Source organism: Streptomyces venezuelae (assembly GCF_008642295.1).
In the GTDB taxonomy this organism is placed as follows: Bacteria; Actinomycetota; Actinomycetes; order Streptomycetales; family Streptomycetaceae; genus Streptomyces; species Streptomyces venezuelae_C.
In genome coordinates this window covers 7,100,350-7,126,359 of sequence record NZ_CP029190.1, presented here as the reverse complement: position 1 = coordinate 7,126,359, position 26,010 = coordinate 7,100,350, and the positions used below count along the sequence as shown (strand labels likewise).

Sequence of the window (26,010 nt, the reverse complement as noted above, 5' to 3'; positions counted from 1 at the left end):
CGCTGGCCGGTGTGGCGGCGAGTCCCGCAGCGGCAGCAGCGTCCGCTCCTGCCGCTGCCGCCGTTTCCACCGCTTCCACCGTGGGTGAGAAATCCGTGCTGAGCCTGCCTGCGCCTGCGGGGCGGTTCGGTGTCGGGCTGGACACGCTGCATCTGGTGGACCGGGAGCGGACGGATCCGTGGGTGGCATCGGGGCCCCGGGAGTTGATGGTCACCCTGCGGTACCCCGCGCGGCGCGGTACCGGGGCGCCCGTGGGGTACCTGCGGACCGACGAGGCCCGGTTGCTGATCGAGGACCGCGGGCTGGAGGGGATGGTCGCCCCGGAGGTGCTCGCCGGCACGAAGTCCTCCTCGCGGGCGGGGGCGCTGCCGCGGGTCGGACGGTTCCCGCTGGTGGTCCTCTCGCCCGGGTTCACGGTGCCTCGGGCGTCACTGACCGCGCTCGCCGAGGATCTGGCCTCCCGCGGCTATGTGGTGGCCTCGGTGGACCATGCGTACGAGGCGTCCGGGGTGGCGTTCCCCGGCGGGCGGATGCTGACCTGCCGGGCGTGCGAGCAGATGAAGGAGAAGGAGGACTACCGGAAGGTCAGCGACGGCCGCGCCCGGGACGTCTCCTTCCTGCTGGACCGGCTCACCGGCCGTCACCCGGCCTGGCGCCATGCGTGGATGATCGACGAACGGCGCATCGGCATGGCCGGGCATTCCATCGGCGGGGCCGGGACGGCGGCTGCCATGGCCGCAGACCGGCGGATCCGCGCCGGGGCCGATCTCGACGGCACCCTGTTCACTCCGGTACCCGAGAACGGTCTGGACGGGCGGCCCTTCCTGCTGATGGGCACGGCCGAGGACGATCCCGAGCACTACGAGAACTGGGCGGGGAACTTCGGCCGGCTGGACGGCTGGAAGCGCTGGCTGACGGTCGAGGGATCCGGTCATTTCACCTTCACCGACTTCCCGGTCCTCGGTGAACAGCTGGGCCTGCCCGATCCCGAGGTCCCGTTGTCCGGTACCCGTTCCGTCGCTCTGACCAGGAAGTACGTCGCGGCCTTCTTCGACCTCCAGCTGAAGGGGGTGCCGCAGCCGCTGCTGGACGGCCCCTCGGCGGACAACCCGGAGGTCCGCTTCCACACGCCGTAGCGTCCGGGGGCGGGCGTGGGATGATCAGCCGATGACCATCTCATCACCGCTGCTGCCGGACGGATGGAGCCTTGAGCGGCTCCGCGCGGTCTCGGGCGTCCCGAGCGCGGTGCCGCTCTCGCTCGACCGGGTCGTCGTCGAGGACTCGGGACAGGGCGAGGCCACACCCCTGCGCCCCGACGCGGTCCTTGCGTTCCACGACCTGTGCCTCGTACGCGAGGACGGGGACTGGTACATGGGGCATCTGCACGAGGACGGCTCGGTGAGCTGCTGGGCGTCGTACGGGCCGGATCTGGAGGCCGCCATCCGCGCTCTGTGAGGGGGCCGGCCGGGGGCCCTCAGTGCTGCAGGGCGACCTTGAGCACGACGATGATCAATCCGAGGAGGAGGTTGATCACACCGGCGATCACCATCAGGCGGCGCGAGGCGCCGGCCCGGCTGGCGGCCACGGTCGCCCAGCCGACCTGCCCGGCCAGAGCCACCACCAGTGCCAGCCATACCGTCCCGTGCTCCCCCAGTCCGAAGAGCGGGCTGACGACCACGGCAAGGGCCGGCGGGACGGCGGCCTCGATGATCGGGCGCTCCTCCCGGCACGTCCGGCGGACCGTGGCCCAGCTCAGCTGTTCCACGATCCGGACCCCGAAGAGCCGGGAGAAGACGTGTGCGGCCCAGAACACCACACCGGTGCACAGCAGCAGCATGACGAGTTGCAGCTTGGGGAATGGTCCCGGCGTTCCGGCACCGACCACCACGGAGGCGGCGAGCAGCGAGCCGTAGACGGCGCCGGTGTAGTCGCCGCGGGCTTTCGTGGCTTCCGGGGCCCCGGAAGCCCCCCGCGCTACGCCCCGGCCTCGGTCCGCGCGGTAGGCCATTTGAGTTCGATCTCCAGTTCGATCTCGCCGTCGCCGACCTCGACCTCGACCTCGGTGCGGATCTCTTCGGGGATCCGCATGCTCAGCGTTCCGGGGCCGAATTCCAGCTCGGCGTTGCCGCCGTGTCTCAGCGCCTCCGCCAGCGCGGCAAGCTGATCGGCGGCTTCCAGGCGGGACAGGGATTTCTTCTGCTCAAACTTGAGGTCCTTCACGGATGTCTCCACTCCGCTGCGAACACCACCGGCTAAGGCTCATTGTGACGCCATCGGGCCGGGCGGGCATCGTCACGGCCGGCCGAAGGCCAGCACGGCGACCTCACGCCAGCGCACGGGCGGGTAGGACGCCGGGGCTCCCGGGCGGACCTTGGGCACCCGTACGCGCAGTACTCCCGGGCGGATGGTGCAGATGACGGGCACCGGCATGGTCAGGGCCTCGCCGTCCACCGCGACCGGGATGGTCTCCGCGTCCGCTCCGATGCTGATCCGGTGGGCGGTCAGGACCTGGAGTCCGGCCGCCCGGGCACCCCGGAGTGCGACGTCGGCCGCCTGGGCCGCATTGGTCACCCGGATCCCGACGACACCCAGCACTCCGCGGTCGAGCCGGGGCCGGCGGCCTCCCGTTGCCATCGGTTCGGGAGTGGCGTACGGATTGTTGCTGATCAGCAGCGCCTGCTGGTCCTCCAGACGCCTCTGGTCCGTCACCGCGTCGAGCAGGTGACCTGCGTATCCGAGCAGCAGGTCGGGCATGGCGTCGAGTGCCGAGCCCGCCTTGGCGTCCCGGTAGTCCGGGCGCTGCACGACCTCCGCGTAGACGCCGAACGAGGCCGTGTTGACAAAGGCATGGCCGCCGACGACGCCCAGGTCGACCCTGAGCTCCTCCCCTTCGACCAGCGCGTCCAGGCAGCGGGCCGGGTCGTCGCGGTCCAGGCCGAGGTCCCTGGCGAAGTGGTTCCTGGTGCCTGCGGAGATCACCAGGAACGGCAGGCCGTGCTCGGCCGCCACCTCGGCCACCCGGGCCTGGGTGCCGTCGCCGCCCGCCACACCGAGCAGGTCCGCCCCCTCGGCCACCGCCTGGCGGGCGATCGCGGCGACGTCCGTCCTGACCGCGGTGTCCAGCAGCACGACCCGGGCACCCAGCGCCTCGGCCTTCTCGACCAGGCCGAACCGGCCGACCTTGCCGCCACCGGACTTGGGGTTCATGATCAGTACCGGGCGGCGGGGCGGGGCGGACTCGACCGCCTGCATGCGGTCGGGCCGCCGCGCCCCTCGCAGCGCCGACCCCGCACACACCAGGGCGGCTCCCCACAGCACGACGGCGGTCAGCGCCGCGGGCCACAGGTCCGCCCGGGCGTACATGATCAGGACAGCCAGCGGTGCGGCCACCATGAGCAGAGCCCCGGCCAGCCGCACCGCCCCGTGGTGGGACAGGACCCACCAGGTCCCCATGGCCGTGAGCACCGCACCGGCCGCCGCCACCACGAGGATGAACAGACCGCCCAGTCCGCTCGCCGCCACCAGCGCCACCAGGGCGCCCAGGGCGCAGACCAGGGCCAGCCGGGCCGAGAGCCGAGCGCGCCGCGGCACCACAGAAGGAGGAAATGTGGTCATACCCGATCATCTCCCTAATGGGAGCGGGCGTCGACGCGGTCGGCGCGCCGGGGCTACGGCGGCGGACCGCGGCTGCGTCAGCGGGCCGCGCCGAAGACCTGCGTCCAGTAGGAGTTCGGCTGCGCGAGGCCGACGCCGATCTCCTTGAACGAGCAGTTGAGGATGTTCGCCTTGTGGCCGGGGCTGTTCATCCAGCCCGTCATGACCTGCTCGGGGGTGCTGTAGCCGTACGCGACGTTCTCCCCGTACGTACGCCAGGTGTAGCCGGCGCGGGTGATGCGCTGGCCCGGGTCGGAGCCGTCCGAGCCGGTGTGCGACATGTTGCTGTGGGCGGCCATGTCCTTGCTGTGGTTCTGGGCGGCCGTCGTCAGCTTGTCGTTCGCCGTGAGCGGCGAACATCCGGCCTTGGCCCGCTCCTTGTTGACCAGGTCCACGATCTGGCCGGCCACGCCGGTCGGCACGGACGGCGCCGGGGCCGTGGCCGTGGGCTTCTTCGTGGCGGTCGGGGCCGGCGGCTTGGGCGTCGTCGGCTTGACCGGCTTCGTGGTCGCGGTGGAGGGCCTCGGCTTCTGCGGGGTGCGCGTGGGCTGCCCGGCCGTCGGCCAGGTCCCGTCACGGCCGTCGTTGACGACGGTCTGGCCCTGCTCGCCCTCCTGGCCCGTCGGGCTCGTCGGGCTCGTCGGCGGCGTCTGGATCTGCACGCCCAGGGGGGAGGTGTTGGCGGAGGGGCGCAGGTCCTGCCGGCTGTCGGCCCGGGAGCCGCCCCATTCCTGAGAGTCCAGGCATGCCATTGCGGTCGTGGGTATGCCCACGATGCCGACCGCGACTGCGCCGATGGCTATCTTCCGGTAGTGAGTCTTCTTGCGGTGTTTCTGCATGCGGGACCTCACTCGATGTCTGCAAAGCGTCGTCGCCCGTGCCGCTCGAGCGCCGGGCGGGCCGCCATTCTTAGAAGCCGCGTCATGGCCTGGCAAGTCACGTTGCGAGCCTGCGCAGCGGGTCCCGGCGCACCGACTTGAAAAGGGCGTCCGGTCGTGCCGGAGGCTCCGCCGCCGCCCGCGAGATGGTGCGTGACAACCTTTCAGAATCTCCCTGACCTGGCATGTTGCCGCCCGCCTTCACACGTCCCGGGGTGGACATTTCGCCGGATAGGGGAATGTCGAGCCGCAAGCGACAAATCCCGAGATGTCGGCGAGACCTGAGCGGTCGTAATGGTTCCGTGATCAGAGTTCCTGCTGTGATGCATGTCACCGTTTCCCGAGGGTTTTCCGTCGGCGGAGGAGCGTCACAGGGGGTCGCCGAGGGGGCCGTACTCCTCTTCCAGGTTCCTGGCCCAGTGGGCCGCGAAGTCCGGCTGCGCGCCGTCGGCATCGGTGAACCCGTACTCGCGGTACAGGCCCCAGGTGGCCAGCGCCCGTCCGGTCTTGGTCATGATGTCCGGGTCGGCTGCGAGTGCCGCGACCGCACGGCCGAGGTAGGCCGGGGTCTCGGAGTGGGCGAAGTTCGGATCCTGGACCACGGCGTCCCGCCAGTTGGACTCGGTGACGCCGAAGTGCTCCAGCAGCGCCTCCGAGCGCAGGAAGCCGGGCGTGATCGCCACGGCCGCGACCCCGTGCGGCTTCAGCTCGGCGGCCTGGGCGACCGCGAGGCGGATCACCGTCGACTTCACCAGGTCGTAGAAGAACGAGCCGCGATAGCGGGCGGTGTTGCCGTCGGTGACCTCCACGACCAGGCCGCTTTTGCGTGCGACCAGCAGCGGCAGCGCGAACCGGCTGGTGATCACATGGGTCTCCACGGCCTGCCGCATCAGCCGGAGCCCGGTTTCCAGGTCCTGCTCCCACAGGGGATGTTCCCAGTCGGTCAGCGGGTCTCCGCCCCACACGGAGTTGACCAGGACGTCGAGCCGTCCGTCCTGTTCCGCGGCGATCCGGTCGACCAGGGCCCGGACCTCGTCGGGGCGGCTGTGGTCGACGCGGGCGGGGATGCCCAGGCCGCCGGCGGCGGTGACCTTCCCGGCGGTCTCCTCGATGGTCTCCGGGCGGTCCAGGTCGGAGCGTCCGGCCGTGCTGCTGCGGCCGGTGACGTACACCGTCGCGCCGGCAGCCCCGAGCTCGACGGCGATACCCCGTCCGCCGCCCCGGGTGCCGCCGGCGACCAGAGCCACCTTGCCCGCCAGCGGGCGTACGTCGTTCGTCATGAATCCTCCGGATCGTCGTCGGGAAGGTGCGGGGACAGCACGGCGGCGAGCTCTTGGCGGAGCCGCTGTTCGAGGGTGCCCTGGCGCTCGAGGGCCCAGATCAGGCCGGCACCGGCGGTGATCGCCAGTACGGTGCCGGCCAGCGCGGCGACATCCGTACCGGCGCGGAGCTCGCCCGTGTCGGCCGCCTCCGCCAGCAGTGCCTCGATGACCCGTTTCCGGGCCTGGTGAACGGCCAGGGCCCGCTCGTGGAGCTCCGGATCGCCCAGATCCGTACACAGGAACGCGAGGTGGTGGGCGAAGGTCTCCGGCGTGGCCATCACGGCCACCGATTCCAGCGTCAGCGCGGTCAGGGCCCCGAGCGCCGATGCGTGCTCCCGGCGCACGCGCCCGGCCTGCTCGGCCGCGTCCTGTGCGGACCGATCGGCGAGGGCCAGCAGCAGACCGCGTTTGGATCCGAACCGCTGGACGAGGGTGCCGGGCACCAGCCCGACCTCACGTGCCACGGCGGCCAGGGTGAGCCCTGCGGGGCCCACCCGGCCCATGACCTCGGCCGCTGCCCGCAGGATGGCCGCATCCTCGATCCCCCGGGGACGTCCCACCGTTTTCCCACCCCTGCGCCCGTTAGTAAATGCACGTTCATTTATTAAATCGCGCGGCACCGTCCGCGTCAACGGCCGCAGCGTCCGGGGCGGGCCGCGGGCGCGGGCGCGTGGTGGTCGACTGTGCCGCATGGATCTGGGCATGGACCTGGGCATGGACATAGACATGGACATGCCCCCGGAATCCCGGCCCGTCTCCACGGCTCGGGCCGCGCCCCCTCTCGACCCCGAACTGGGCATGGCACTGGGCGCTTTGGGGGACGGGGCGCGCGAACCGTTCACTCCGGAGAACCTCGCGGCCCGCCGAGAGCGGGATGCTGCGGCACGGCCCAGGCCCACGGTCCGGGATCTCCGGGCCGACGGTCGCTTCGAGGTGGCGGAGCTGCGTGTGCCCGGAGCCCCGGGCGGGCCGGACATCACGCTCGTGAGCGCACGGCCGGCCGGGCTCACCGGGCCGCTGCCGCTGCTGTACTACCTGCACGGCGGCGGAATGATCATGGGTAATGCGTGGTCCGTCCTTCCGCGGCTGCTGCGCGAATGGGCCCTCCCGCTGGGGCTGGCGGTCGTCTCGGTCGAGTACCGGCTGGCGCCGCAGGCGCAGTACCCCGCACCGCTGGAGGACTGTTACGCCGGCTTCCTCTGGGCGGCCGAGCACGCGGCAGGCGGGGCGGCAGCCGGACCGGGCATCGACCCGGACCGGATCATCGTCGGGGGCAAGAGCGCCGGCGGCGGACTCGCCGCGGCGCTCGCCCTGCTCGCCCGTGACCGGGGCGGGCCCACGCCGATCGGGCAACTGCTGCTGTGCCCGATGCTCGACGACCGCAACGACACCTGCTCCAGCCGGCAGATGGCGGGCATCGACACCTGGGACCGCACCTCCAACGCGACCGCGTGGCGGGCGCTGCTGGGCGACCGGTACGGGTCCGCGGACCTGCCGCCCTACGCTGCTCCCGCCCGCGCCACGGATCTGTCCGGGCTGCCACCGGCCTACCTCGACGTCGGTTCGGCCGAGACCTTCCGGGACGAGACCGTGGCCTACGCCGATGCGATCTGGCGGGCCGGTGGCCAGGCCGAACTGCACGTATGGCCCGGAGCCTGCCACGGCTTCGACACCTGGGCACCACGGGCAGCGGTCAGCCAGGACGCCCGCCACGCCCGTACCCGCTGGCTGGGACGGCTCCTGGCACAGGCGGGTCCGGGCCGCGGACCCGCCTGCTGACCGGGCAGGAGCCGCTGCGGCCGGGCGGCTGCGCGCGGGTCAGCCGGCCGCAGCCGCCAGGATGACGTCCACGAGCCGGTCCGCCGCGTCCGGCCGGCCGTACGCCCGGGCCCGCTCCGCCATCGCCGTCCGGCGGGCGGGGTCGGTGAGGAGCGGGCCGACCGCGTGCCGGAGGGTGTCGGCGTTGACCTCGTCGAGGAGCGCGACGGCCGCCCCGGCGTCGGCCAGGTGCCGGGCGTTGTGCGCCTGCTCGTTGCCCGCCGAGGAGGCGAGGGGAACGAAGACGGCGGGCTTGCCGAGCGCGGTGAGTTCGGCCAGGGTGCCGGCCCCGCTCCGGGACACCACGACGTCGGCCAGCGCCAGGACATCGGGCAGTTCCGGACCGACGAACCCGGTCAGGTGGTAGCGGCCGGCCAGCACCGGGTCCAGGCCCGCGGCGGCGTGCCGGAGCTCCTCCACGTTCGCCGGGCCGCACTGGTGGATCACGTTCGCATGGCTCAGGAGCCAGGGCAGCACGTCCCGGACCGTGCCGTTGATCTGCTGCGCACCCTGGGCGCCGCCGGTCACGTAGACCGTCGGCAGACGCCGGTCGAACCCGAAGAGTCCGAGGGCCGCGACCGCCTTGTCCGCATGGCCGGTCAGCACCTCCGGCCGTACCGGGTTGCCGGTGACGACCGCGATGTTCCGTACCGTCTCGGGCAGCAGCGGCAGGGAGGACTCGGAGGACACGGCGATCCGGGTGGCCGAGCTCGCCAGCTTACGGTTGGCCAGGCCCAGCCGTACGGTCTGCTCGTGCAGCACCAGCGGGCGTCGGCACAGTCGCGCCGCCAGGCCTGCCGGGACGGCCACGTACCCGCCCGTGGCGAGCACCACGTCCGGCTGGAAGTCGGACACGATCTTCCGGGCCTGCGCCACGCCGAGCGGGACCCGGGCCATGTCCTTCATGTTCGCGGCCGACATCATCTTGAGCGGGTTGCTCGACCGCCGGATCTTGCCGGTCGCGACGGTGGTGAAGGCGATGCCCTCCGCGGGCGCGACGCGCGCCTCCAGCCCGTCCGGGGTCCCGATCCACAGGACGTCCAGGGTGCTGCCCGCGGCGGCGAGCCTGCCGTGCAGCGTACGGATCGCCGTCAGGGCGGGGTAGGTGTGGCCTCCGGTACCTCCCCCCGTCACAATCAGGCGGAAGGAACGCGGGAGCGGAGAAGTGTTCATCCGTTGAACCCTACTGTCTCCCCTCCCCCGCCGAGCGGGGCGGGTGGCGGTCCAGGGTGGTCATCTGGTGGCCTTGAAGACCACCACGCTGCGGAGTTCGGTGCGGGTGACCTCGCCGAAGATGTTTCCGAGGGTGCCTTCGATGCGGTTCAGCTTGTCGTCCGGGAGGCGGAGTCGGCGGGCGATGCGCCCCGGTGAGGTTCCTCCGTGCCAGGCGATCACCACCGTGCCTCCGGGGCGTACCACCCGGTGCAGCTCGCGCAGCCCGGCCTCCAGGTCGGGCCAGATCGCCACGTTGTTGACCGAGACGACCCGGTCGACGCTCTGATCGGCAAGGCCGGTACGGTCCGCCGTGCCCAGGCTCAGGGTGAGGCGGCCGGTGCGGACCGCGCCGCGGTTGGCCCGGGTTGCGGCCTGGCGCATTTCGGCCGAGGGGTCCACCCCGCGGATGACGCCCGCCTCCGTACGGGTGGTCAGCAGCCGCAGCAGGCCGCCCGGGCCGTACCCCACCTCCAGCACCCTGTCCTGCGGCCGGACGTCCAGGACACCGAGCACGTCTTCCTGGTCCTGCTTGTTGGTCCACCGCATGAATCGTCCGGCGGCTCGCCCGCGCACACCGCTCGGACGGGCGAACGGCGAGGTGACGGGCCCGCCGGTGGCCCAGGAAGCCGGGTTCGATCCCATGGCACCAGCCTGCCCCGCCCACCCGGTCCGCAGCCAACTCGGACTCGCCCTTCCGGGCGCCGCGTAACTCGTGATCTTGGCGGGCGTTGGTCGGCGTGGGGCGGTCCGCCCGCCGGGCCGGCCCCCGACCGATCGAACCGATGAAGCAGCTGGAGGGCACCGCCATGCACCACCTCACCAAGAAGTTCGCCTCTGTGATCGGGGCCACCGCTGCGGCGCTGGGATGTGTCATCGCATCCGGCCCGCCTGCCGCCGCCGCCGGCAAGTGGTGCAACCACTCGGTCTGCATCGAGACCTACGACACCGGGACCTATCTGGGCAGGGTCGAGGTGTCCGTCACCAACACCAACCAGCCGAACCGCATCTCCGCCCGCGTGTGGACCACCGACGGCTGGAGCGCCCACACCAAGACCGAGGACGTGGCCAAGTTCCGCACCTACCGGGACCAGGCTTACCCGCAGCGCCACTTCCGCCCCGGCACCCGGCTCTGCGCGGAGGGCTTCCGCGGCGGCGCGAGCGTGGGTCTGCCCTGCGTCACCATCACCGGATGACGGCCGGGCCGGGCAGCGGCTGTTACGCGGTGGTGAATCCATTCGGCGCAGTGTCGGACCGCGGGGTGGCGGGCTGGTGCCGAGTTCACGGCCGGAGGGCGTCAACACGGGCTTGACAGGTGCCCTTTGAAAGCAAGAGTTACAGGAATATCCGTATTTGGAGACACGACCCGATTGTGCCGAGTTTGCGGGTTGTTGCGGGCCAGAGTGTGGCTTCCCGGCAGATCGCCGGGAATCGTTCGGAGCCCTTCCGGCCTGTACGAGGTCGCGCAGGGCTGATCGTTGAAAGGGTCGTCTCCATGTCTGTCTCTCGCACCACGCGCCGTGTCCTTGCAGCGTTCCTGGCCGCCGGGACCGTGATCGGCGCAGCCGCCCTGCCGGCTGCCGCCGACGGCGACCACCGGCGCGACCACCGGGGCGCGAAGTCCTCGATCGTCATCGGTGACGTCCAGCACGACAGTTCGGGTCGTGACAACGGCCGGGGTGACCGCGGCGACAACCGCTCCAACCGAGCCCTCAACGCCGAATGGGTCGAGGTCCGCAACACCGGCCGCCACGGCGTCAACCTGCGCGGCTTCACCCTCACCGACCGCGATGGCAACCGCTACCGGTTCAACGGATTCCGCCTCGACGGCCGCTCCAGCGTCCGGGTCCACACCGGCAAGGGCCGTGACACCCAGCACGACGTCTACCAGGACCGCCGCCGCCAGATCTGGGACCGGCACGACACCGCCACCCTCCGCGACCACCGCGGCAATGTCATCGACACCGAAACCTGGGGTCACCGCGGTCACCGCGACCACCACAACGGCCGCTGATCCCAAGCGGGCGGCTGCACCGGCCATCACACGGGTGACCTGCCGCCCCTAGCCTCCGCAACATCCGGCGTGCCACGGCAAACCAGCCGTGGCACGCCGGATGCATGCTCAGATGATCGTCGACTCGAGCTGGTGCGGCATGTTCCAGCCCTTGGCGAGTCTCGACGGGTGAACGTTGTGTCCAGCGCCGAAGAACTCGCAGAACTTCATGATCAGCGGGTCCCAGCCGACCGGGTCCACGTAATGGGTTCCGGGGATGACCAGGTCCTCCTCGACATGGGCGCGAAGGACCTCCACCTCGAAGGCGGTGGTGTGCGACGCGGGACCGCCGAAGGGATGGGCCGAGACCACCCTGCACTCCAGCTGGACCGGACATTCCGCGACTCTGGGCGCCCGGACCAGGTCCGATGCCTGCTCGGTCAGTTGTGCGACCGAGAACTTGTCCGGCTCGTACCGGTAGCCCTGCCGCACCTTGGAGTCCGGCATGGCCGGCTTCCCTGTGGTGAGCGCGATCCGGTCGACGGCGTCGACCATCGCCGACGAGGGCAGGTTGAGCACGCACTCGCCCTCCCGCAGCAGGTTCGCGGTGGTCTGGGCGCTGTTGCCGAGACCGAGCATGCAGGACTGGTTCAGCCACCACGCCGAGGACATCGGCGCGAGATTCGCCGTGCCGTCCTCGTTGAGTGAGCTGATCAGCACCACGGGAGTTCCGAAGTACAGGACCTTGAGCCCGGGGACGAGGTGCATGGCTGTGCCTTTCGCGGAGTGCCGAACGGACAGACCCGCGACCAGGAACACGAGCCTTCGCCGACTCTCTCGTGAGCGAGACCACCGACGCTGGCGGAAATCCGGCATCGCGCTGCGGAGGACCGGGGCGCGCTCCTAGTGCTGTGACCGGAAAGGTTTGCCGGTGGGCCCGCGGCGTCCGGTGCATGGGGCCTCCCCAGGCCCGCAGGGCCTAGGGGACGCATCGCAAGGCGGAGGGCCACGGCTCGTACTGGACGTACTTGCGTGGCCCGACAACGCTGGGGGCACCTCCCAGCGGTAGCTGGGGGACGAGGTGCCGTGCCGGGCGCCACGAGCCGGTGAACCTTTCCGGTCACGGCACTAGCACCAGCGGGTGTGTCGGCACGGGCTCCAGCCGCTGCCACCGCCCGAACCGTCGGACGACCCGCCCGATCCTCCCGAGCCGCCGGATCCTCCTGAGCCGGGGCGGCCGTTCGGGAAGGCGCTGGTGCGGTTGCGGTCTCCGGGGTAGGGGTCACGGTAGTCGGGGTCGCCGTCCTCGTCGCGGTCCGGGAGCCGCGCGCCGGTGCCGACTCCGCGGTCCCCCTCCGGGCAGCCGTTCTTCTCGGCGGTCAGCCGCAGTTCCGCGTAGTCGTCGGGCTGGACGGCCACCCCGGCGGCGGGGTCATGGGCGCACACCCGCCAGTCGTCGTACTCGCCTTCGTCGGGCAGGGTGTCGTTGAGGTAGGCCGCCCGAGCCTTGATCCGGTCGGGGCGCACACCGAGAGCGGCGACCTCGGTGTGCGCCGTCCGCCACGTCTTCCACACCAGGTCCGGCATCTTCGGCCAGGGGACGGGGTCGCCGTCCCGCTGCGGACACGGGGAGCCGTTCAGTACGACGCCGAACTCCGCGGTCGGCTGCCGCCCGTCCCAGCCCGTCCGCTGGAAGCAGACCGTCCATCGGGAGCGGCCTCGTACGAACCCGTCCTTCTCCGAGGCGTCGTGCTGGTGGACGAGGAAACCGGCCTTGCGCGCCTGGTCGAAGGCCGTCTCCAGGGACTGCCCCCGGTAGTCGGCGAGCGGCGGAATCGTGGGCGTCGGCGAGGACTTGGCGGTCGGGACCGCCGTGGCCGCGGCCTTCGCACGCGGGGGTCGCGGCGCGTCGCCGGCCGCGGCGTCCTTGGGGCGGTCGGGCAGTACGGCGCCCAGCAGGGCCATGGCGGCCACGGTCGTCACGACCTTCCCGGCCTTGGGCCAGGCCTTGGCCCGCCATACCGCGACCAGCGCGGCGATCAGCGCCGCGCCGCCCAGAGGGGGCTCCAACAGGCCGAGCACCGGCACCGCGGCGATCAACCCGAGGCGCGCGGCGTTCGTCCGCCACCACGCCGGACGCGCCTCGGTGTCCGGAACGCCGGGAGCCTTGGAGGGCGCGGGGCCGGAATGCGGGCCTGACATGGCGGCCCCTTTCAGATTCGTACGGTTGTGCGGGGTGCATCCTAACCGGCGATCTCTGTTCCGCTTCCAGGCGGAGGACGGGGCGGGAGGGCCGGGGCGCGATCCCGGACCCGTCCGCCCCGTCGTGGGCCGCCGTGTCGTGTCGTGTCAGTGCAGGGTGAGGAGGGGGCTCTTGTCGCCGAACAGGGTGCGCAGCTCGGGGATGCGTTGCCAGGGCAGCCGCAGCGCCCGGGCGGCGAACCGGTAGGTGGCGTGGCTCGTGCCGCCGGCCTCCGCCCGTACCTGTGCCCGCGCCCGGGCCGCGTCGACCGGGAACGGTACGGCCGGCGGGGTGGGGGCGGGAACCGGGTGGCGTTCGCGGGCGATTTCGTGGATGCCGGTGAGCCGCGCCGAGACATCGGCCGCTTCGTCGACGGTACGGGGCAGCAGCTCCAGCAGGCCCCGGGCCACGGGGTTTTCCGCCACGGCGGCTGCCAGGCCGGTGCCGTGGACGGAGGCGGACGCGTCGGTGAGCGGTATCGCGCGCCCGACGGTCCGTACGGTGCCGCGTATTCCGCACACGGCCGCGGCGAACAGCGCCGAGGCTTCCGAGGGGTGCCAGGCCAGTGCCCGGTCCACGGTGGCTGCGTGCCGGGCGTCTGGGGCGAACGGGTGGCCCGCCGGACCGGCCGCCGGACCGGGCACCCCGGCCATCGCGGCCATCCCGGCCAGCCTGGCCAGCCGGTCGAGCAGGACGTCCTGGGGGATCTCCCCGTCGGTCCCGGGACCGGCGATGTGCACGGTGGCATCGACCCCGGCGAGGGTGCAGGCGGCCAGCACCAGCGCGTCCACCAGCGGGCTGCAGAGGGTCTTCTCGTCCCCGTGGGTGAGGATGTCGCCTCCGACGTCGACGATCCGCACCCGCCCGGAGCCGGCCGCGGCCAGCCGCCGGATCTGCCCGGCCAGACCGGCGAGCCCCTCGTACGGGTCGAGCAGCACCAGCCGTACCGGCAGATCCGCGGCGAGCCGGGGCAGGGTGGAGCCGGCCGGGGTGACGGCCCGTGTGGCGGGAGTCAGCACCCGGCCCTCGGGGCGGTGGAGGAGTCCGGTGAAGTCCCGTACGCCGAGGGGGCCGGGGGTGGGGTCGACCTCCGGGCGTTCCCAGGAGTAGGTGGCCACCACGGGTAAGACGGGCCCGGCGGTGGCCGTCGCGAACGCGCCGCTCATGGCGCTCGCGGTGATGGCGGTTCCGATCGGGTCGCCGCCGCCGCCCGCCGCGATGAACAGGTCGCTCACACGGTCTCCCGCACACCGGTGATTCCGGTGATGCGCACCGGAGTTCCCATGTTCCGGCGGGCCCGCGCGTTGGCCTCGTGCAGCCCCTCGTAGTACTCGCGGTCCAGGTCCTTGACCCGGCCGGAGTAGAACATCCAGGACAGGATGTCGCGGTACTTGAACCCCTTGGGGGTGAGCTGGATCCGGCGCGGTCCGACCCGGTGCACCAGGCCGTTGGACTCCGCCGCCGCCAGCACCGCGTCGACCTCGCCGGCGATCGCTTCGAGGCCGAACCGGTCCAGCTCGGCCAGGTCCAGGTCGAAGGCGTCCAGGACCAGCCGCTTGCGGACGATCTCCTCGGGGGTGAGGGCGAAACCCGTGGTCGGGCGGAGGCTGTGCGCCTTCGCCTGCTCGATGTACTGCGCCACCTCCGTGAGGGACGGTTTGACGCTTCCGGTCATGTAGTCCAGGACCGTGGTGTACGAGCGGGCGCCGACGCCGAGTCCGAGCAGCGGGACGCCGTGGAAGGTGAGGACCTTCTGTACGTAGCCGCCGCGGCCGGGCTTCTTGTAGCGGACTGAGCCCTCCTGGACGTAGCCGTGGGCGGTGAACACCTCGCGGGCGTAGTCGTAGCGCTCGTACAGCTCGGGCTTCCACATGTACTGATAGGCACCCGTGCGGGAGAACCAGGCGTCCGGACGCACCGTCAGGAAGTAGGTGGAGATGGTGGTCGGGGCCAGCTTGGCCAGTTCGTCCACCGAGTGGCGCCAGGATTCGGGTGTCTGTCCGGCGAATCCCATGATCAGGTCGGTGGACAGGTCGGGCAGCCCCAGCTCGTGGGCGATCGCGACCGCGCGGCGGATGGTGTCCTCGCCCGCCTGACCGCGTCCGGCCTCCCGGATCTCCTTGGGCACCAGGGACTGGATGCCGATGTTGGCGCGGGTCAGGCCCAGTTCGAGGAGGCGGCCGAAGCCTTCGGGGTCCGCGACGATCGAGTCCGGAGTGGCTTCGACTGCGACCTCCTCGACGGTGGAGCGCCAGTTGGGGTAGACGGAGCCGAGGGTGTCGAAGATCTGCTCGAAGTGGCGGGTTCCGAGGAGGGAGGGGGTGCCGCCGCCGATGTAGACGGTGCGCAGCCGGCGCGCCTGGATGATCTCGGCGTGGTCCCGGATCTGGGTACAGAGGGCGTCAGTGTAGGCGTCGTACAGCTCCTGGTCGGTGGAGATGACCGTGTAGAGGTTGCAGAAGCCGCACTTGTAGCGACAGAAGGGCACGTGCAGGTAGAGGTTGAGTTCGGGTGTCTGGTGGTTCTCCAGGTCGCGGGCCCAGACCTGGCGGGCGTCCCAGGCTCCCTCGTCGAGGGGGCGGTAGGTCGAACGGGGCGGGTAGGAGTACTGGTAGGGCGGGATGACGCCCTGCTCGATGAACTGGGCCAGCTCGTTGTGCAGGTTGCTCACGATGGATCCCTCATGTCGGGTCTGCCGCGCCTGGTTACCTTGCGCAGGCATTCGAGCACGCAACATTTTGTTGACGCTATCGGCCGTGCGCACCAACTCGGGCTGGCTGAAAGCATGTTGCGTTGGACGGTCCTCCAAGGGGGGTGTGTTCTGGGTGAGTTGTTTTCGGAGATCAACCCGATAGACGCTCCACCGCCCCGGCGGGTCCACTGGCCTCGTGACGATGAGCGAGGTACCGGGCGCCGGCAGCACCGGTGTGCTGGTGGTCGAACCGATGGGGAACGCCGGGCCGTTCCTGGCTGCCGCCGCCGAACGGCTCGGGCTGCGGCTGTACGGCGCCACGCACCGGGAGATCCACGGAAGGTACGCCCCGTGGCCGACCGGGGAGTTGGCCGGGGTCTGCTTCACGGATCTGACCGACCCGGACCGGGCCCTGGACGACATGGAGTCCTATTGCCGGGAGCACCGGATCGGCGCGGTCGCAGCCTGCTGGGAACTGTTCACCCCGCTGGTCGCGGCGCTGGCGGCGCGGCTCGGCCTGCCGGGCAACGACCCGGCCCTCGCCCATGCCGCCCGCAACAAGATCGCGATGGCCGGGGCGTTCCGTGCGGCCGGGATCCCGGTCCCGCTCGACGCGGTGGCCGAGGATGCCGCGCAGGCGCGCCGGGCGGCCTCCGAGGTGGGGCTGGGCTGGCCGCTGGTGGTCAAGCCGGCCGAGCAGGGCGGCTCCTGGGGGGTCAGCGTGGTGGCCGGACCCGAGGACCTGGACGAGGCCGTCGCGGCGGCCCGCCGGTTCACCCGGGCCATGCCGCACGGACTGGCGCTGGACCCGCGGGTGCTGCTCCAGGCGTATGTGCCGGGCCCCGAGTACTCGGCCGAGACCGTGGTGCTGGACGGCGTCCCGTACGCGCTGCCGGTGGTCGCCAAGGACACCACCGCCGGGCGGTACCGGGTGGAGACCGGGCACTCCTGCCCGGCCGGACTGCCGCCGGATCTGACCCGCGCGGTGCAGCACGCCGCGGCCCGCGCGGCGCTCGCCGTCGGGGTCCGCAACGGCATCGCGCACACGGAGGTGAAGATCCCGCCCGGATCGGACACCCCGGTGGTGATCGAGACGGGGGCCCGGCTGCCCGGTGACAACATCTGCGAGATCGTCGAGGCCGCAACCGGAATCAGCGAGGCGGTGGCCTACCTCCAGGCCGTGACCGGCCGGCTGCCCGAGACCGGGGCGGTACGGGAGGGGGCGGCGGCCATCCGCTTCCTGCTGCCCGGGCGGGGCGGCGTACTGGACCACGTACGCGTGCCGGAGGTTCCCGGCACCCACAGCGAGATCGGGCTGCGGCCCGGTGACACCGTCCCCGAGCCGGCCGACAGCTCCGGCCGCATCGGCCATGTGGTGGCCGTGGCCGACTCCCCCGCGCGCGCCCGTGCCCTGGCCGACCGGGCGATCGCCGGCACCAGTCTGAGAGTGAAGTGAACCAGCCGTGAGCGGAACAGAGCAGAGAGCAGAGCGGAAGCCCGTGCAGAAGATCGCGTTCCTGAGGTCCGTCGACATCCAGCGCGCCGACCCCTACATCCAGCGCACCGTCCGCGAACTGGCCGGCCAGGGCATCGAGACCCGGCTGTTCCACACCCACGGTGAGGCCGGGGAGGAGGACTTCCCCGGCGGCCGGCAGCCCGTCGATCCGGCCGTCACCCCCGGCGAACTGGCCGCGCTGGTCACCCGATGGGGAGCCGACGCCGCCATCTCCATCTCGCTGCCGTGCGAGAACGCGCTGCGCGACGCGACCGTGAAGGAGCTGCTCGAGGCCGAGGGCGTACCGACGGTGATGACCCCGCTCGCGGCCACCGCACTGCTGAGCGACAAGTGGGAGACCAAACAGCTGCTCATCCGGTCGGGCCTGGACGTGCCGCGCGGGATCCGGGCCGACTCCGACCTGCTGGCCGGCCGCGGCCTGCCGGTTCCCGCCTACGGCGATGCGCTGCGGGCCGGGGCGGCCCGGATCGGCTACCCGCTGCTGTCCAAGCCGCTGTGGGACTCCACCAGCATGGGCATCCGGGCGCTGCCCGACGCCGCCGCGCTGGACGCCTACCTCCTCGACCCGCCGCCCGTGTCGGCCGTCATCGAGGAGTGCATCAGCGGGGACCTGTGCTCCGTGGACATCGTCGGCGAACCCGGCGCCTACCGGGTCCTTCCGGTGTGCTGGACCGGCACCGCCGGCCCCGAACCGGTGTTCACCTTCGCCGGGCTGCGCTGGTGCGGGCCGCGGCCGGAGGCCGACGCGGCGTTCCGGCCCGTCGCCGCCCGGCTGGTCACCCTCTGCGAGGCGCTGGGCGTACGCGGTTCCGTGAACGTGGACATGATCTACAGCGGCGGCCGGTACGCGGTCCTGGAGATCAACCCCCGCATCGGCGGCGCGACCACGCTCTCCTGTGCCGCTTCCGGCAGCAACACCTTCACCGCGCTGGCCGACATGGCCCTCGGCCGGTACGCCCCCGGGGAGGTCCACCGCACCGGCTGGGCCGTGGAATTCCTCTCCCCCGAAGGGCTGCCGCCGGGTGCCCGCGAGGAGCTGGCGGACCGGCTGGACCTCGTCACCGCGCACGAACTGGTCATCGACGGCGCCGGTCACGGCGAGATCGTCGTCTTCACCCTCGCCGACGGCGAGGAGCAGCGGACGGTCAAGGCCCTGGAGGACCTGCACGCGGGCACCGGTTTTCCCCGGCAGGAAGTGCTGGACAAGATCCGGGCCCTGCTCACCCCCGCCGCCGGTGCCGCCACCCGTGACGCCTGATACCTCCGCCGACCCCGCCGACCCCGCCACCTCCGTGCCCGTGCCCGGTCGCACTCGGCGGGGCCGGCTGGTGCGAGTGCTGGGGCTGCCGGCCGTCCGCGGGCACGGCCGGTTCGTGACCGGCAACCTCATCGACTCGGTGGGCAGCGGCATGCTGCTGCCCCTCGGGCTGCTGTACTTCACGACCGTGCGCGGTCTGACGCCCGCCACCGTCGGGGCCGCCGTGACGGCCGGTCAGCTTGCCGCGCTGCCGGTGGTCTTCCTCGCCGGCCGTGTCATGGACCGGCGGGGGCCGCGACCGCTGACCGTCGTGGCGAACGTGGTCACCGCGGCCGGGTTCCTGGCCTTCCTCCTCGCCCACCGTCCGTGGCAGATCGCCTGCGCCTACCTCCTGGTGCAGTCCGGGGTGAACGCGTACTACACGGCGCAGCGTTCACTGATCACGCAGGCCACGCCGGCCGGTGAGATCCGCGCCTGGTTCGCGTTCACCGGGAGCCTGCGCAACATCGGCATCGGCGCGGGCGCGGCGCTGGCTGCGGGTGCACTCGCGCTGTACGGGACCGGGGCCCTGACCGGTCTGCTGCTGGCCGCCGCACCGCTGTACCTGATCGCGGCGGCCTGCTTCGCCCGCGTACCCGTGACGGCGCCGCCGCCCGCGCCACCGCCCTCCGCGCCACGGGCGGAGCGCGGTGACGACAACAACCGCCGCTATCTGCTCCTGGTCGTCTGCGCCCTCCCCTTCGTCCTGTCCCAGTCGATGCTGGCCGTACTCATCGCCCTGTACGCCACCACCACCCTGGGCCTGGCCGCATGGGCGGCGAGCTTCCTGCTCATCCTGAACACGGTGCTGGTCTCCACCCTGACCACACCGCTGACCGCCCACCTCGCCCCCGCACAGCCACGGCACACCATCGCCCTCGGCTACGGACTCCTCACCGCCGCCATGCTGGCCTTCGCCGCCCCGGCACTGCCCTGGAGCGGGCTTCCCACCTGGCCCTCGCTGGTGCTGGCGATGGTGCTGTTCAGCCTGGCCGAGATCTTCTGCTCCCCGGCCCTGAACGAACTCTCCGTCACCCTCACTCCGGGTGCCGCCCGCGGCGGCAAACAGAGCCTCTATCAGCTCTCCTGGGCAACCGGGAACATCGCGGCGCCCGTGCTGTTCACCACCCTCCTGGCCGCCGGGGGCCTCGTGCCGTGGGCGGTTCAGGGGGCGGCCTGCCTGCTGGCGCTGCTGGCCGTCCCCGCCCTGCGGCCGGTCCCCCGCGGCACGCCTGCCGACACCGACACCAACGCCGACACCGACACCGACACCGACACCGTTCGCACGGAGGGCCCGACACCACGATGAAAGCCCACATGGCCACCACCCTCCGCGACATACCGGCGGACGACTGGGACCGGCTGGCCCGTTCCGCCGGCCTGTACCTCTCCCACCGCTGGCTGTCCGGCGAAGAGTCCGACCCGACCGCGACCGCCTCCTACGCCCTCGTCCGCGACGGGGACGGAGACGGGGACGGCGCACTGCTCGCCGCCGCTCCGCTCTACCTCGTCCACAGCGAGCCCAACGCCTTCTACGACCCGGACCACCTGGACCTGTCCGGGCCACCACGACCCCGCGTGATCGCCGGCGCCCGCCGCGGCTACCACAACGCGCCGTTGACCGACCCGGCCCTGTCGGCGGAGCGGCGTACCGCCTGTCTGACCCTGCTGCGGGACTGCGCGCGCGAGCACGCCGAGCGGCACGGCACCACGCACTGGTGGCCGTACCTGACCGAGGCCGCCGCGGGGCAGCTCGGCGCGGTGTACGACGGGGCGGTGCCACAGCGGCTGGAGGCCGACGCGACCATCCCGCTGCCCGGCACCGGCTTCGACGACTACCTCGACTCTCTGCCGTCCAAGCGCCGGGTGGTGGTGCGCCGCGAACGCGCGGCGTTCCAGGCCGCCGGGCTGCGCATCCGCCACCTGCCGCTCGGCGAGTGCCACCGGGATGCCGGGCGGCTGCTGGCGGTACTCCAGTCGGCGCACGGCCACACCGGCGACAACGCCGACCTGATGACCCGCCTGCTGGGCCGGCAGGCCGAGGCGATGGGCGAGCAGGCCCGGGTGACCGCCGCATACGACGGCCGGCGCATGGCCGCCTTCAGCCTCTCCTACCATTTCGCCGGCACCACCTGGCTGCGCGCCGTCGGCACGGACCCCGCCTGCTCGGCCCCGTTCGCCTACTTCAACCTCACGTACTACCTGCCCATCGAAGCCGCGTACCGGGAGGGCACGACCGCCCTGCACGCGGGGATGAAGGCCATCCACGCCAAACGCCTCCGCGGAGCCGAGATCACTGACCTGTACGCGCTCCGCTAGGGCTTGTCAGTGGCCAGTGCTAGCGTCCGGCCGTTCTGGAAAGGCTGGATGGGGAGGGTCACATGGGTGCGTCGGGGTGGGAATACGCCGTGCCGTATCAGGAGGATCTCGTCGGGGCGTTCGAGGGGCTGCGGCGGAAGGTGTTCGAGGAGCGGGACTACCACTGGGGTCCGGGCGGCGACTGGAGGCCGGAGGAGGAACGGCTGCCGTGGCCCGAGACCGAAGAGGAGTTGTGGGAGCACGAGCTCGTCCAGCACGACGGGACTCACTCGATCCTCGACATCTTGCGGATCACCGGGCCCGACGAGAAGCCGGACTACTGCACGATGAAGCCGGTGACCGAGGAGGAGGCGCTGCGGGTCCTGGGCGCGCGGAAGCTCACCAGGGCGCACGTGCCGAGGTTCGGGGAGTTTGACCACGGGCGTTGGCACGGGCGGTGTGCCGTTCTCCATGACGGTCAAGGGGAGCCGGCGGAGATCTACTTCTGGGGTTCCTCCGGCGACTGAGCAGGAGGTTTCCCCGGTGCGCGCCCCGCCGTCCTTGACGGCCGGGGGCCGGTGCGTCAGCGTTGGCGTCGGCTTCGATGTACCGGTCAAGGGAGGGTGTCCGTGGGGGAGAATTACCAGCGCATGGCGGCCGGCGACTGGTACCTGCCGGACGACCCGCAGCTCGCGGCCGACAGCGCGCGCCGCGCAGAGCTCTGCGCACGGTACAACGCGCCCGGCCCGCTCCCGCCCGAGGACCGCGAGGCGATCCTGCGGGAGCTGTTGGGCGAGGTCGGCGACGGGGTGCGAATCCGGCCCCCCTTCCACTGCGACTTCGGCCACCACATCCGTATCGGCGCCGGTACGTTCGTCAACTTCGGGGCGGTGTTCCTCGACACCGCCCCGATCACCGTCGGCGCGGACGTGCAGATCGGCCCGAACGTTCAGCTGCTGGCACCCGAGCACGCCCTGGACCCCGATCTCCGGCGGGCCGGCTGGGAGCGGGGGCTGCCCGTCACCATCGGTGACAACGTCTGGCTGGGCGGCGGAGTGATCGTCTGCCCGGGGGTGACCATCGGCGCGAACACGGTGGTCGGCGCCGGATCCGTGGTCGTCAGGGATCTCCCGGCCGGGGTTCTGGCCGTCGGCAACCCGGCCCGTATCGTGCGGGTCCTCGGCCCGGAGGAGTCCGGACCCGGCCGCTGACCGGCGCTGACCGGATCTAGGATCGGGTCAGGGGGATCGAGCGATCCGGAGGACGAGCACATGACGGACCAGCGCCTGACCGATGCCGACCTGCGGCACCTGCGCCGCTGTCTGGAGCTGGCGGCGGACGCCCTGGAGGCCGGCGACGAGCCCTTCGGTTCCGTCCTGGTCGCCGCCGACGGGACGGTCCTCGCCGAGGACCACAACCGGGTGTCCGGCGGAGACCGCACCCGGCATCCGGAGTTCGAGCTGGCCCGTTGGGCCGCCACCCGCCTGACCCCCGAGGAGCGGGCCGCCGCCACCGTCTACACCTCCAACGAGCACTGCCCGATGTGCGCCGCGGCCCACGGCTGGGTCGGGCTCGGCCGTATCGTGTACGCGGCGTCCTCCGCCCAGCTCGGCGGCTGGCTGGCCGAACTGGGTGTGCCGGCGCCCCCGGTGCGTACCCTGCCCATTCGGGAGATCGTCCCCGGCCTCCCGGTCGACGGGCCGGTGCCCGCGCTGGCCGACGAGGTCCGTGCCCTGCAGCTCCGCTTCCACAGCCGCTCCTGAGCTGCTGAGATTCTGAGCTGCTGATGGACCTCGTCGCACTGGAACACCGGGCCCGCACGCTCGCCGCCTCGGGTGGCCGGCGGATTCTCGGGATCGCCGGGCCGCCCGGCGCGGGCAAGTCCACGCTCGCCGACCGCCTCGCCGACGCGCTCGGTCCCGGCCGGGCGGCCGTCGTACCCATGGACGGTTTCCACCTCGCCCAGCGCGAACTGGTCCGCCTGGGCCGAGCCGACCGCAAGGGCGCCCCCGACACCTTCGACGCGGCCGGGTACGCCGCCCTGCTGCGCCGGCTGCGCGCCCCGGATCCGGGCACCGTCTACGCCCCCGCCTTCGACCGCGCTCTGGAGGAACCGGTCGCCGGCAGCATCCCGGTCGAGCCCGGAGTGCCCCTCGTCATCACCGAGGGGAACTATCTGCTGTTCGAGGACGGACCGTGGGCGGCGGTGCGTCCGCTGCTCGACGAGGTGTGGTTCCTCGCGCCCGAGGACACCGTACGCGTCCCCCGCCTGATCACCCGTCATATCCGGCACGGCAAGGACCCTGCGTTCGCAGCCGCCTGGGTGTCCCGTTCGGACGAGGCGAACGCGGCGCTGATCGCCCCGGGGCGCGAGCGCGCCGACCTCGTCATCGAATGACCGCGCCAAACCGTGCTGCTCCCGCGGCGAGGGGCATTGTCAGACCCGTGTACGAGGATCTTTCCCATGAAGACCCTTTCCGCCGATGAGGCGCTGTCAGTCATGTCCGGACGCACCGCATACGAGGCCGCGCTCGGCCGCCTGCGCGAGGCCTCGCGGGCGTACTACGGGGACGGCGACAGCCCGATGGACGACGCCTCGTACGACCTGCTCCGGCTTTCCGTGCTGGCCTGGGAACAGGCGCACCCCGACGAGGTGGCCCAGGACTCCCCCACCGGTCTGGTCGCGGACGGTGCGGCTCCGGCAGGCGATGTCGCGCACACCACGCAGCTGCTCAGCCTGGACAACGTCTTCGACCCGGCCGGCCTCACCGCGTGGGGCGCCTCCCTCCGGCGCCGCCTGGGCCAGGAGCCCGTCGGCGGGTTCACCGTGGAGCCGAAGATGGACGGTGCGGCCGTGGCCGCCCGCTACCGTGCCGGGCGGCTGGAGCGGATCATCACCCGGGGCAACGGCACGCACGGCGAGGACGTCAGTCATGTCATCGGCACCATCGAGGGCCTGCCCGAGACGCTTCCGGTGCCTGCCACGTTCGAGGTGCGCGGCGAAGTCCTGTTCACCCAGCAGCAGTTCGAGACGGCCAACGAGGTCCGCGCCGCGCACGGCGCGCCCGTCTTCGCGAACCCGCGCAATGGGACGGCCGGGACGCTGCGGGCGAAGGACCGTCCGTACCGGCTCGCGATGACGTTCTGGGCGTACGGGGCGGTCGAGCTGGACGGCGTCGCCTTCGTCCCCGCCGGGGCCACGCACGCCGAGGTGCTGGCCGCCGTCGCGGAGGCGGGCGTACAGACCACGGCCGGCACCCCGGCCGGTCTGCACGTGGTCGCCACCCTCGCCGAGGCACAGCAGAAGGTCGACGAGATGGCCGCACTGCGGCCCGGCCTGCCGTTCGGCATCGACGGGGTCGTGATCAAGGCGAACGATGCGGCCGAGCAGGCCGCGGCCGGGTTCGGCAGCAGGTTCCCGCACTGGGCGATCGCGTTCAAGCTGCCGGCCGTGGAGCGGCAGACCGTACTGAAGGACGTGGTCTGGGAGGTGGGCCGTACCGGTGTGCTCGCCCCGACGGCCATCCTCGAACCGGTGGACATCGACGGTTCCACGGTCACCCGGGCCACCCTGCACAACCCTGCGGACATCCGGCGCCGCGACCTCCACCTCGGGGACACCGTGACGGTCTACAAGGCGGGCGACATCATTCCGCGGGTTCAGGCCGCCGTGATCGCGCGGCGCCCGGCCGGTGCGCCCGAGGTGCCGCTGCCCACGGCGTGCCCCAACTGCGGAGGGGAGATCAACAAGGAGCAGGAGCGGTGGCGCTGCGCCAAGGGGTCCGCCTGCGCGCTGCCCGCCCTGATCGAGTACGCCGCCGGGCGCGACATGCTCGACATCGACGGCCTGGGCAAGACCTACGTCCGAGCCCTGATCGAGGCCGGCGCCGTCACCGACGTCGCCGACCTGTTCACCCTCACCGAGGAGCAGCTGACGGCCGCCTCCGGCAGCGCGAAGCGCGGGGCGAAGCTGGCCGAGCAGATCGCGGCGGCCAAGTCCCGGCCGCTCAGCCGGGTGTTCTGCGCCTTGGGTGTGCTGGGTACGGGACGCAGCATGTCCCGTCGTATCGCCGCGCACTTCGGCACGATGGACGCCATCCGGCAGGCCGATGCCGAAGCCATGCAGGAGGTCGAGGGCATAGGCGGGGAGAAGGCGCCGGTCATTGTCGAACGGGTCGCCGCGCTGGCGCCGGTCATCGAGAAACTGGCCGGGGCCGGGGTGAACATGACAGAGCCGCAGCAGCCGCAGCAACCGTCGGGGCCGCAGGCGGCGGCCGGTGAGACCGCTCCGGGCCCGCTGGCGGACGCGACCGTGGTCGTCACGGGGAAGATGAGCGGCCCGCTGGAGGGACTGGGGCGGTCGGAGATGAACGCGGTGATCGAGAAGGCCGGTGGCCGGGCGGGCAGCAGTGTCAGCTCCCGGACCACCTATCTGGTCTGCGCAGCGTCCCCGAGCGGGAAGCCGAGCTCGAAGGCCCTGAAGGCTGCCGAGCTGGGCGTCACGGTCCTCACCCCGGAGGCCTTCGCCGAACTCGTCACCGACTACCTGACCTGATCCCGCAAGCACGGTCAGAGGGCGAGCAGGACCAGGACGAGGGCCGAACCGACCGTGGCGAGGCCGAAACGGGCGAGGACCAGGGGCCTCAGCCAGGAGGGGAAGCCGGAGTTCGCGGCGGCGATCAGGGCCGGGGCGTCGACGGCCCGCACCGCCGGGTCCTCTGACTTGGCGAAGGCGGCCCGGGTGTAGGCGGCGGCGAAGACCTGGCCGGTGGTGATGAAGCCGACGACGAGCAGCACAAGCGGCTCGATGATCCAGGACAGCAGCCGGCCCGTGTCGTGGCCGGCGAGGTTGAGCCCGCCGAGGACTCCGAGGGTGGCGCCGACACCGAGGGCGAACACGAGCTCCCAGGTCTTCTCGCGGAACGCGATGCCATGCCGGGCGAGCACTTCGGGCCCGTGGCCCTGCCGCCGCATCTCGGCTTCGGCGCTGAGCTGGGCCCGGCCGCCGGTGTACCAGACGGCGACCGGAATGACGAAGAAGGTTGCGGAGAGGAGGAGTTGGAGGACTGCGGCGAGCGTCATGAGGGC

27 protein-coding genes are annotated in these 26,010 nt (G+C 72.1%); 14 read left to right on the top strand and 13 right to left on the bottom strand.

The genetic code is table 11. The annotated features are described in order from the left end of the window. Positions 1-80 precede the first annotated feature (80 nt). Together DEJ50_RS31865 and DEJ50_RS31860 are read left to right on the top strand one after the other, a co-directional pair. Positions 81-1,136, top strand: coding sequence for an alpha/beta hydrolase family protein (locus DEJ50_RS31865; protein WP_223837995.1), 1,056 nt, complete (start codon positions 81-83; stop codon positions 1,134-1,136). A 31-nt stretch (positions 1,137-1,167) separates the two neighbouring features. Further along, positions 1,168-1,455 carry a hypothetical protein gene (locus DEJ50_RS31860; RefSeq protein WP_150211513.1) on the top strand — a complete coding sequence of 96 codons (288 nt, stop codon included), beginning with the start codon at positions 1,168-1,170 and terminating at the stop codon, positions 1,453-1,455. Between the two features lie 19 nt (positions 1,456-1,474). On the opposite strand, the gene DEJ50_RS31855 is transcribed toward DEJ50_RS31860, so the two are convergent. The 6 genes from DEJ50_RS31855 to DEJ50_RS31830 all read right to left on the bottom strand — a co-directional run bounded on the left by DEJ50_RS31855 (position 1,475) and on the right by DEJ50_RS31830 (position 6,414). Then, positions 1,475-2,008 carry a hypothetical protein gene (locus DEJ50_RS31855; protein ID WP_223837994.1) on the bottom strand — a complete coding sequence of 178 codons (534 nt, stop codon included), beginning with the start codon at positions 2,006-2,008 and terminating at the stop codon, positions 1,475-1,477. Continuing rightward, positions 1,975-2,220, bottom strand: a complete 246-nt coding sequence (locus DEJ50_RS31850; RefSeq protein WP_150211512.1) for an amphi-Trp domain-containing protein — start codon at positions 2,218-2,220, stop codon at positions 1,975-1,977. The genes DEJ50_RS31855 and DEJ50_RS31850 overlap by 34 nt, the downstream gene beginning before the upstream one ends. A 72-nt stretch (positions 2,221-2,292) precedes the next feature. Continuing rightward, the gene (locus DEJ50_RS31845) at positions 2,293-3,615 is read right to left on the bottom strand and encodes a diacylglycerol/lipid kinase family protein (RefSeq protein ID WP_150211511.1); all 1,323 of its coding nucleotides are present in this window, start codon (positions 3,613-3,615) and stop codon (positions 2,293-2,295) included. Positions 3,616-3,692: 77 nt separating this feature from the next. Beyond that, positions 3,693-4,493, bottom strand: coding sequence for a CAP domain-containing protein (locus tag DEJ50_RS31840; RefSeq protein WP_150211510.1), 801 nt, complete (start codon positions 4,491-4,493; stop codon positions 3,693-3,695). A 407-nt stretch (positions 4,494-4,900) separates the two neighbouring features. Next, a complete protein-coding gene (locus DEJ50_RS31835; RefSeq protein ID WP_150211509.1) occupies positions 4,901-5,812 on the bottom strand; it encodes an SDR family oxidoreductase in 912 nt (303 codons plus the stop codon). Next, positions 5,809-6,414, bottom strand: a complete 606-nt coding sequence (locus DEJ50_RS31830) for a TetR/AcrR family transcriptional regulator (RefSeq protein WP_223837993.1) — start codon at positions 6,412-6,414, stop codon at positions 5,809-5,811. Before DEJ50_RS31830 ends, DEJ50_RS31835 begins: the two co-directional genes overlap by 4 nt. A 130-nt stretch (positions 6,415-6,544) precedes the next feature. Between DEJ50_RS31830 and DEJ50_RS31825 the strand changes: the two genes are divergently transcribed. Continuing rightward, complete coding sequence (locus tag DEJ50_RS31825; protein WP_411757655.1) at positions 6,545-7,633, top strand: alpha/beta hydrolase; 1,089 nt, start codon at positions 6,545-6,547, stop codon at positions 7,631-7,633. Positions 7,634-7,672: 39 nt separating this feature from the next. Here DEJ50_RS31825 and DEJ50_RS31820 read toward each other — a convergent pair whose 3' ends face one another. Both DEJ50_RS31820 and DEJ50_RS31815 read right to left on the bottom strand, forming a co-directional pair. After that, complete coding sequence (locus DEJ50_RS31820; protein WP_150211507.1) at positions 7,673-8,845, bottom strand: UDP-N-acetylglucosamine--N-acetylmuramyl-(pentapeptide) pyrophosphoryl-undecaprenol N-acetylglucosamine transferase; 1,173 nt, start codon at positions 8,843-8,845, stop codon at positions 7,673-7,675. A 60-nt stretch (positions 8,846-8,905) separates the two neighbouring features. Next, a complete protein-coding gene (locus DEJ50_RS31815; RefSeq protein WP_150211506.1) occupies positions 8,906-9,529 on the bottom strand; it encodes a class I SAM-dependent methyltransferase in 624 nt (207 codons plus the stop codon). Between the two features lie 140 nt (positions 9,530-9,669). Here DEJ50_RS31815 and DEJ50_RS31810 point away from each other — a divergent pair, with 140 nt between their 5' ends. Together DEJ50_RS31810 and DEJ50_RS31805 are read left to right on the top strand one after the other, a co-directional pair. After that, the gene (locus DEJ50_RS31810) at positions 9,670-10,080 is read left to right on the top strand and encodes a hypothetical protein (protein ID WP_223837992.1); all 411 of its coding nucleotides are present in this window, start codon (positions 9,670-9,672) and stop codon (positions 10,078-10,080) included. Positions 10,081-10,379: 299 nt separating this feature from the next. After that, the gene (locus DEJ50_RS31805; RefSeq protein ID WP_150211505.1) at positions 10,380-10,898 is read left to right on the top strand and encodes a lamin tail domain-containing protein; all 519 of its coding nucleotides are present in this window, start codon (positions 10,380-10,382) and stop codon (positions 10,896-10,898) included. Positions 10,899-11,006: 108 nt separating this feature from the next. On the opposite strand, the gene DEJ50_RS31800 is transcribed toward DEJ50_RS31805, so the two are convergent. From DEJ50_RS31800 to DEJ50_RS31785, 4 genes are all read right to left on the bottom strand, one after another. Continuing rightward, the gene (locus tag DEJ50_RS31800; protein WP_150211504.1) at positions 11,007-11,645 is read right to left on the bottom strand and encodes a flavin reductase family protein; all 639 of its coding nucleotides are present in this window, start codon (positions 11,643-11,645) and stop codon (positions 11,007-11,009) included. Between the two features lie 360 nt (positions 11,646-12,005). Next, positions 12,006-13,079, bottom strand: coding sequence for a hypothetical protein (locus tag DEJ50_RS31795; protein WP_150211503.1), 1,074 nt, complete (start codon positions 13,077-13,079; stop codon positions 12,006-12,008). Positions 13,080-13,226: 147 nt separating this feature from the next. Then, positions 13,227-14,354, bottom strand: a complete 1,128-nt coding sequence (locus tag DEJ50_RS31790; protein WP_190344807.1) for a DUF1152 domain-containing protein — start codon at positions 14,352-14,354, stop codon at positions 13,227-13,229. After that, positions 14,351-15,790 (bottom strand): coproporphyrinogen-III oxidase family protein, encoded by a 1,440-nt coding sequence (locus DEJ50_RS31785; protein ID WP_150211502.1) that lies wholly within the window; start codon positions 15,788-15,790, stop codon positions 14,351-14,353. Before DEJ50_RS31785 ends, DEJ50_RS31790 begins: the two co-directional genes overlap by 4 nt. A 223-nt stretch (positions 15,791-16,013) precedes the next feature. On the opposite strand from DEJ50_RS31785, the gene DEJ50_RS31780 reads away from it, so the two are divergent. The 9 genes from DEJ50_RS31780 (at position 16,014) to ligA (ending at position 25,477) form a co-directional block, all read left to right on the top strand. After that, the gene (locus tag DEJ50_RS31780; RefSeq protein ID WP_150211501.1) at positions 16,014-17,267 is read left to right on the top strand and encodes an ATP-grasp domain-containing protein; all 1,254 of its coding nucleotides are present in this window, start codon (positions 16,014-16,016) and stop codon (positions 17,265-17,267) included. A gap of 7 nt (positions 17,268-17,274) precedes the next feature. Further along, entirely contained in the window at positions 17,275-18,585 is a 1,311-nt protein-coding gene (locus DEJ50_RS31775) for an acetyl-CoA carboxylase biotin carboxylase subunit family protein (protein ID WP_150211500.1), read from the top strand. Further along, positions 18,575-19,933, top strand: coding sequence for an MFS transporter (locus DEJ50_RS31770; RefSeq protein ID WP_150211499.1), 1,359 nt, complete (start codon positions 18,575-18,577; stop codon positions 19,931-19,933). The genes DEJ50_RS31775 and DEJ50_RS31770 overlap by 11 nt, the downstream gene beginning before the upstream one ends. An 8-nt stretch (positions 19,934-19,941) precedes the next feature. Then, on the top strand, positions 19,942-20,943 hold the full coding sequence (locus tag DEJ50_RS31765) for a GNAT family N-acetyltransferase (protein ID WP_223837991.1): 1,002 nt from the start codon (positions 19,942-19,944) through the stop codon (positions 20,941-20,943). 89 nt (positions 20,944-21,032) lie between these two features. After that, positions 21,033-21,449 carry a hypothetical protein gene (locus DEJ50_RS31760; protein ID WP_223837990.1) on the top strand — a complete coding sequence of 139 codons (417 nt, stop codon included), beginning with the start codon at positions 21,033-21,035 and terminating at the stop codon, positions 21,447-21,449. Positions 21,450-21,551: 102 nt separating this feature from the next. Continuing rightward, positions 21,552-22,133 carry a sugar O-acetyltransferase gene (locus tag DEJ50_RS31755; protein WP_150211496.1) on the top strand — a complete coding sequence of 194 codons (582 nt, stop codon included), beginning with the start codon at positions 21,552-21,554 and terminating at the stop codon, positions 22,131-22,133. A gap of 60 nt (positions 22,134-22,193) precedes the next feature. Further along, positions 22,194-22,685: a nucleoside deaminase gene (locus DEJ50_RS31750; protein ID WP_150211495.1), complete on the top strand. Its 492-nt coding sequence runs from the start codon at positions 22,194-22,196 to the stop codon at positions 22,683-22,685. A gap of 23 nt (positions 22,686-22,708) precedes the next feature. Continuing rightward, on the top strand, positions 22,709-23,320 hold the full coding sequence (locus tag DEJ50_RS31745) for a nucleoside/nucleotide kinase family protein (protein WP_150211494.1): 612 nt from the start codon (positions 22,709-22,711) through the stop codon (positions 23,318-23,320). Positions 23,321-23,386: 66 nt separating this feature from the next. Further along, positions 23,387-25,477, top strand: a complete 2,091-nt coding sequence (gene ligA / locus DEJ50_RS31740) for an NAD-dependent DNA ligase LigA (RefSeq protein WP_150211493.1) — start codon at positions 23,387-23,389, stop codon at positions 25,475-25,477. A gap of 14 nt (positions 25,478-25,491) precedes the next feature. Here the strand turns inward: ligA and DEJ50_RS31735 are convergent, their stop codons facing one another. After that, positions 25,492-26,004, bottom strand: a complete 513-nt coding sequence (locus tag DEJ50_RS31735; protein WP_150211492.1) for a hypothetical protein — start codon at positions 26,002-26,004, stop codon at positions 25,492-25,494. Between the last annotated feature and the right edge of the window lie 6 nt (positions 26,005-26,010).

What these genes read in the sequence shown, in the direction of transcription:
- DEJ50_RS31860 (WP_150211513.1), top strand. Translation starts at nt 1,168, where the DNA reads ATGACCATCTCATCACCGCTGCTGCCGGACGGATGGAGCCTTGAGCGG.
- DEJ50_RS31855 (WP_223837994.1), bottom strand. Translation starts at nt 2,008, where the DNA reads ATGGCCTACCGCGCGGACCGAGGCCGGGGCGTAGCGCGGGGGGCTTCC.
- DEJ50_RS31845 (WP_150211511.1), bottom strand. Translation starts at nt 3,615, where the DNA reads ATGACCACATTTCCTCCTTCTGTGGTGCCGCGGCGCGCTCGGCTCTCG.
- DEJ50_RS31840 (WP_150211510.1), bottom strand. Translation starts at nt 4,493, where the DNA reads ATGCAGAAACACCGCAAGAAGACTCACTACCGGAAGATAGCCATCGGC.
- DEJ50_RS31835 (WP_150211509.1), bottom strand. Translation starts at nt 5,812, where the DNA reads ATGACGAACGACGTACGCCCGCTGGCGGGCAAGGTGGCTCTGGTCGCC.
- DEJ50_RS31825 (WP_411757655.1), top strand. Translation starts at nt 6,545, where the DNA reads ATGGATCTGGGCATGGACCTGGGCATGGACATAGACATGGACATGCCC.
- DEJ50_RS31820 (WP_150211507.1), bottom strand. Translation starts at nt 8,845, where the DNA reads ATGAACACTTCTCCGCTCCCGCGTTCCTTCCGCCTGATTGTGACGGGG.
- DEJ50_RS31815 (WP_150211506.1), bottom strand. Translation starts at nt 9,529, where the DNA reads ATGGGATCGAACCCGGCTTCCTGGGCCACCGGCGGGCCCGTCACCTCG.
- DEJ50_RS31810 (WP_223837992.1), top strand. Translation starts at nt 9,670, where the DNA reads ATGAAGCAGCTGGAGGGCACCGCCATGCACCACCTCACCAAGAAGTTC.
- DEJ50_RS31805 (WP_150211505.1), top strand. Translation starts at nt 10,380, where the DNA reads ATGTCTGTCTCTCGCACCACGCGCCGTGTCCTTGCAGCGTTCCTGGCC.
- DEJ50_RS31800 (WP_150211504.1), bottom strand. Translation starts at nt 11,645, where the DNA reads ATGCACCTCGTCCCCGGGCTCAAGGTCCTGTACTTCGGAACTCCCGTG.
- DEJ50_RS31795 (WP_150211503.1), bottom strand. Translation starts at nt 13,079, where the DNA reads ATGTCAGGCCCGCATTCCGGCCCCGCGCCCTCCAAGGCTCCCGGCGTT.
- DEJ50_RS31780 (WP_150211501.1), top strand. Translation starts at nt 16,014, where the DNA reads ATGAGCGAGGTACCGGGCGCCGGCAGCACCGGTGTGCTGGTGGTCGAA.
- DEJ50_RS31765 (WP_223837991.1), top strand. Translation starts at nt 19,942, where the DNA reads ATGGCCACCACCCTCCGCGACATACCGGCGGACGACTGGGACCGGCTG.
- DEJ50_RS31750 (WP_150211495.1), top strand. Translation starts at nt 22,194, where the DNA reads ATGACGGACCAGCGCCTGACCGATGCCGACCTGCGGCACCTGCGCCGC.
- DEJ50_RS31745 (WP_150211494.1), top strand. Translation starts at nt 22,709, where the DNA reads ATGGACCTCGTCGCACTGGAACACCGGGCCCGCACGCTCGCCGCCTCG.
- ligA (WP_150211493.1), top strand. Translation starts at nt 23,387, where the DNA reads ATGAAGACCCTTTCCGCCGATGAGGCGCTGTCAGTCATGTCCGGACGC.
- DEJ50_RS31735 (WP_150211492.1), bottom strand. Translation starts at nt 26,004, where the DNA reads ATGACGCTCGCCGCAGTCCTCCAACTCCTCCTCTCCGCAACCTTCTTC.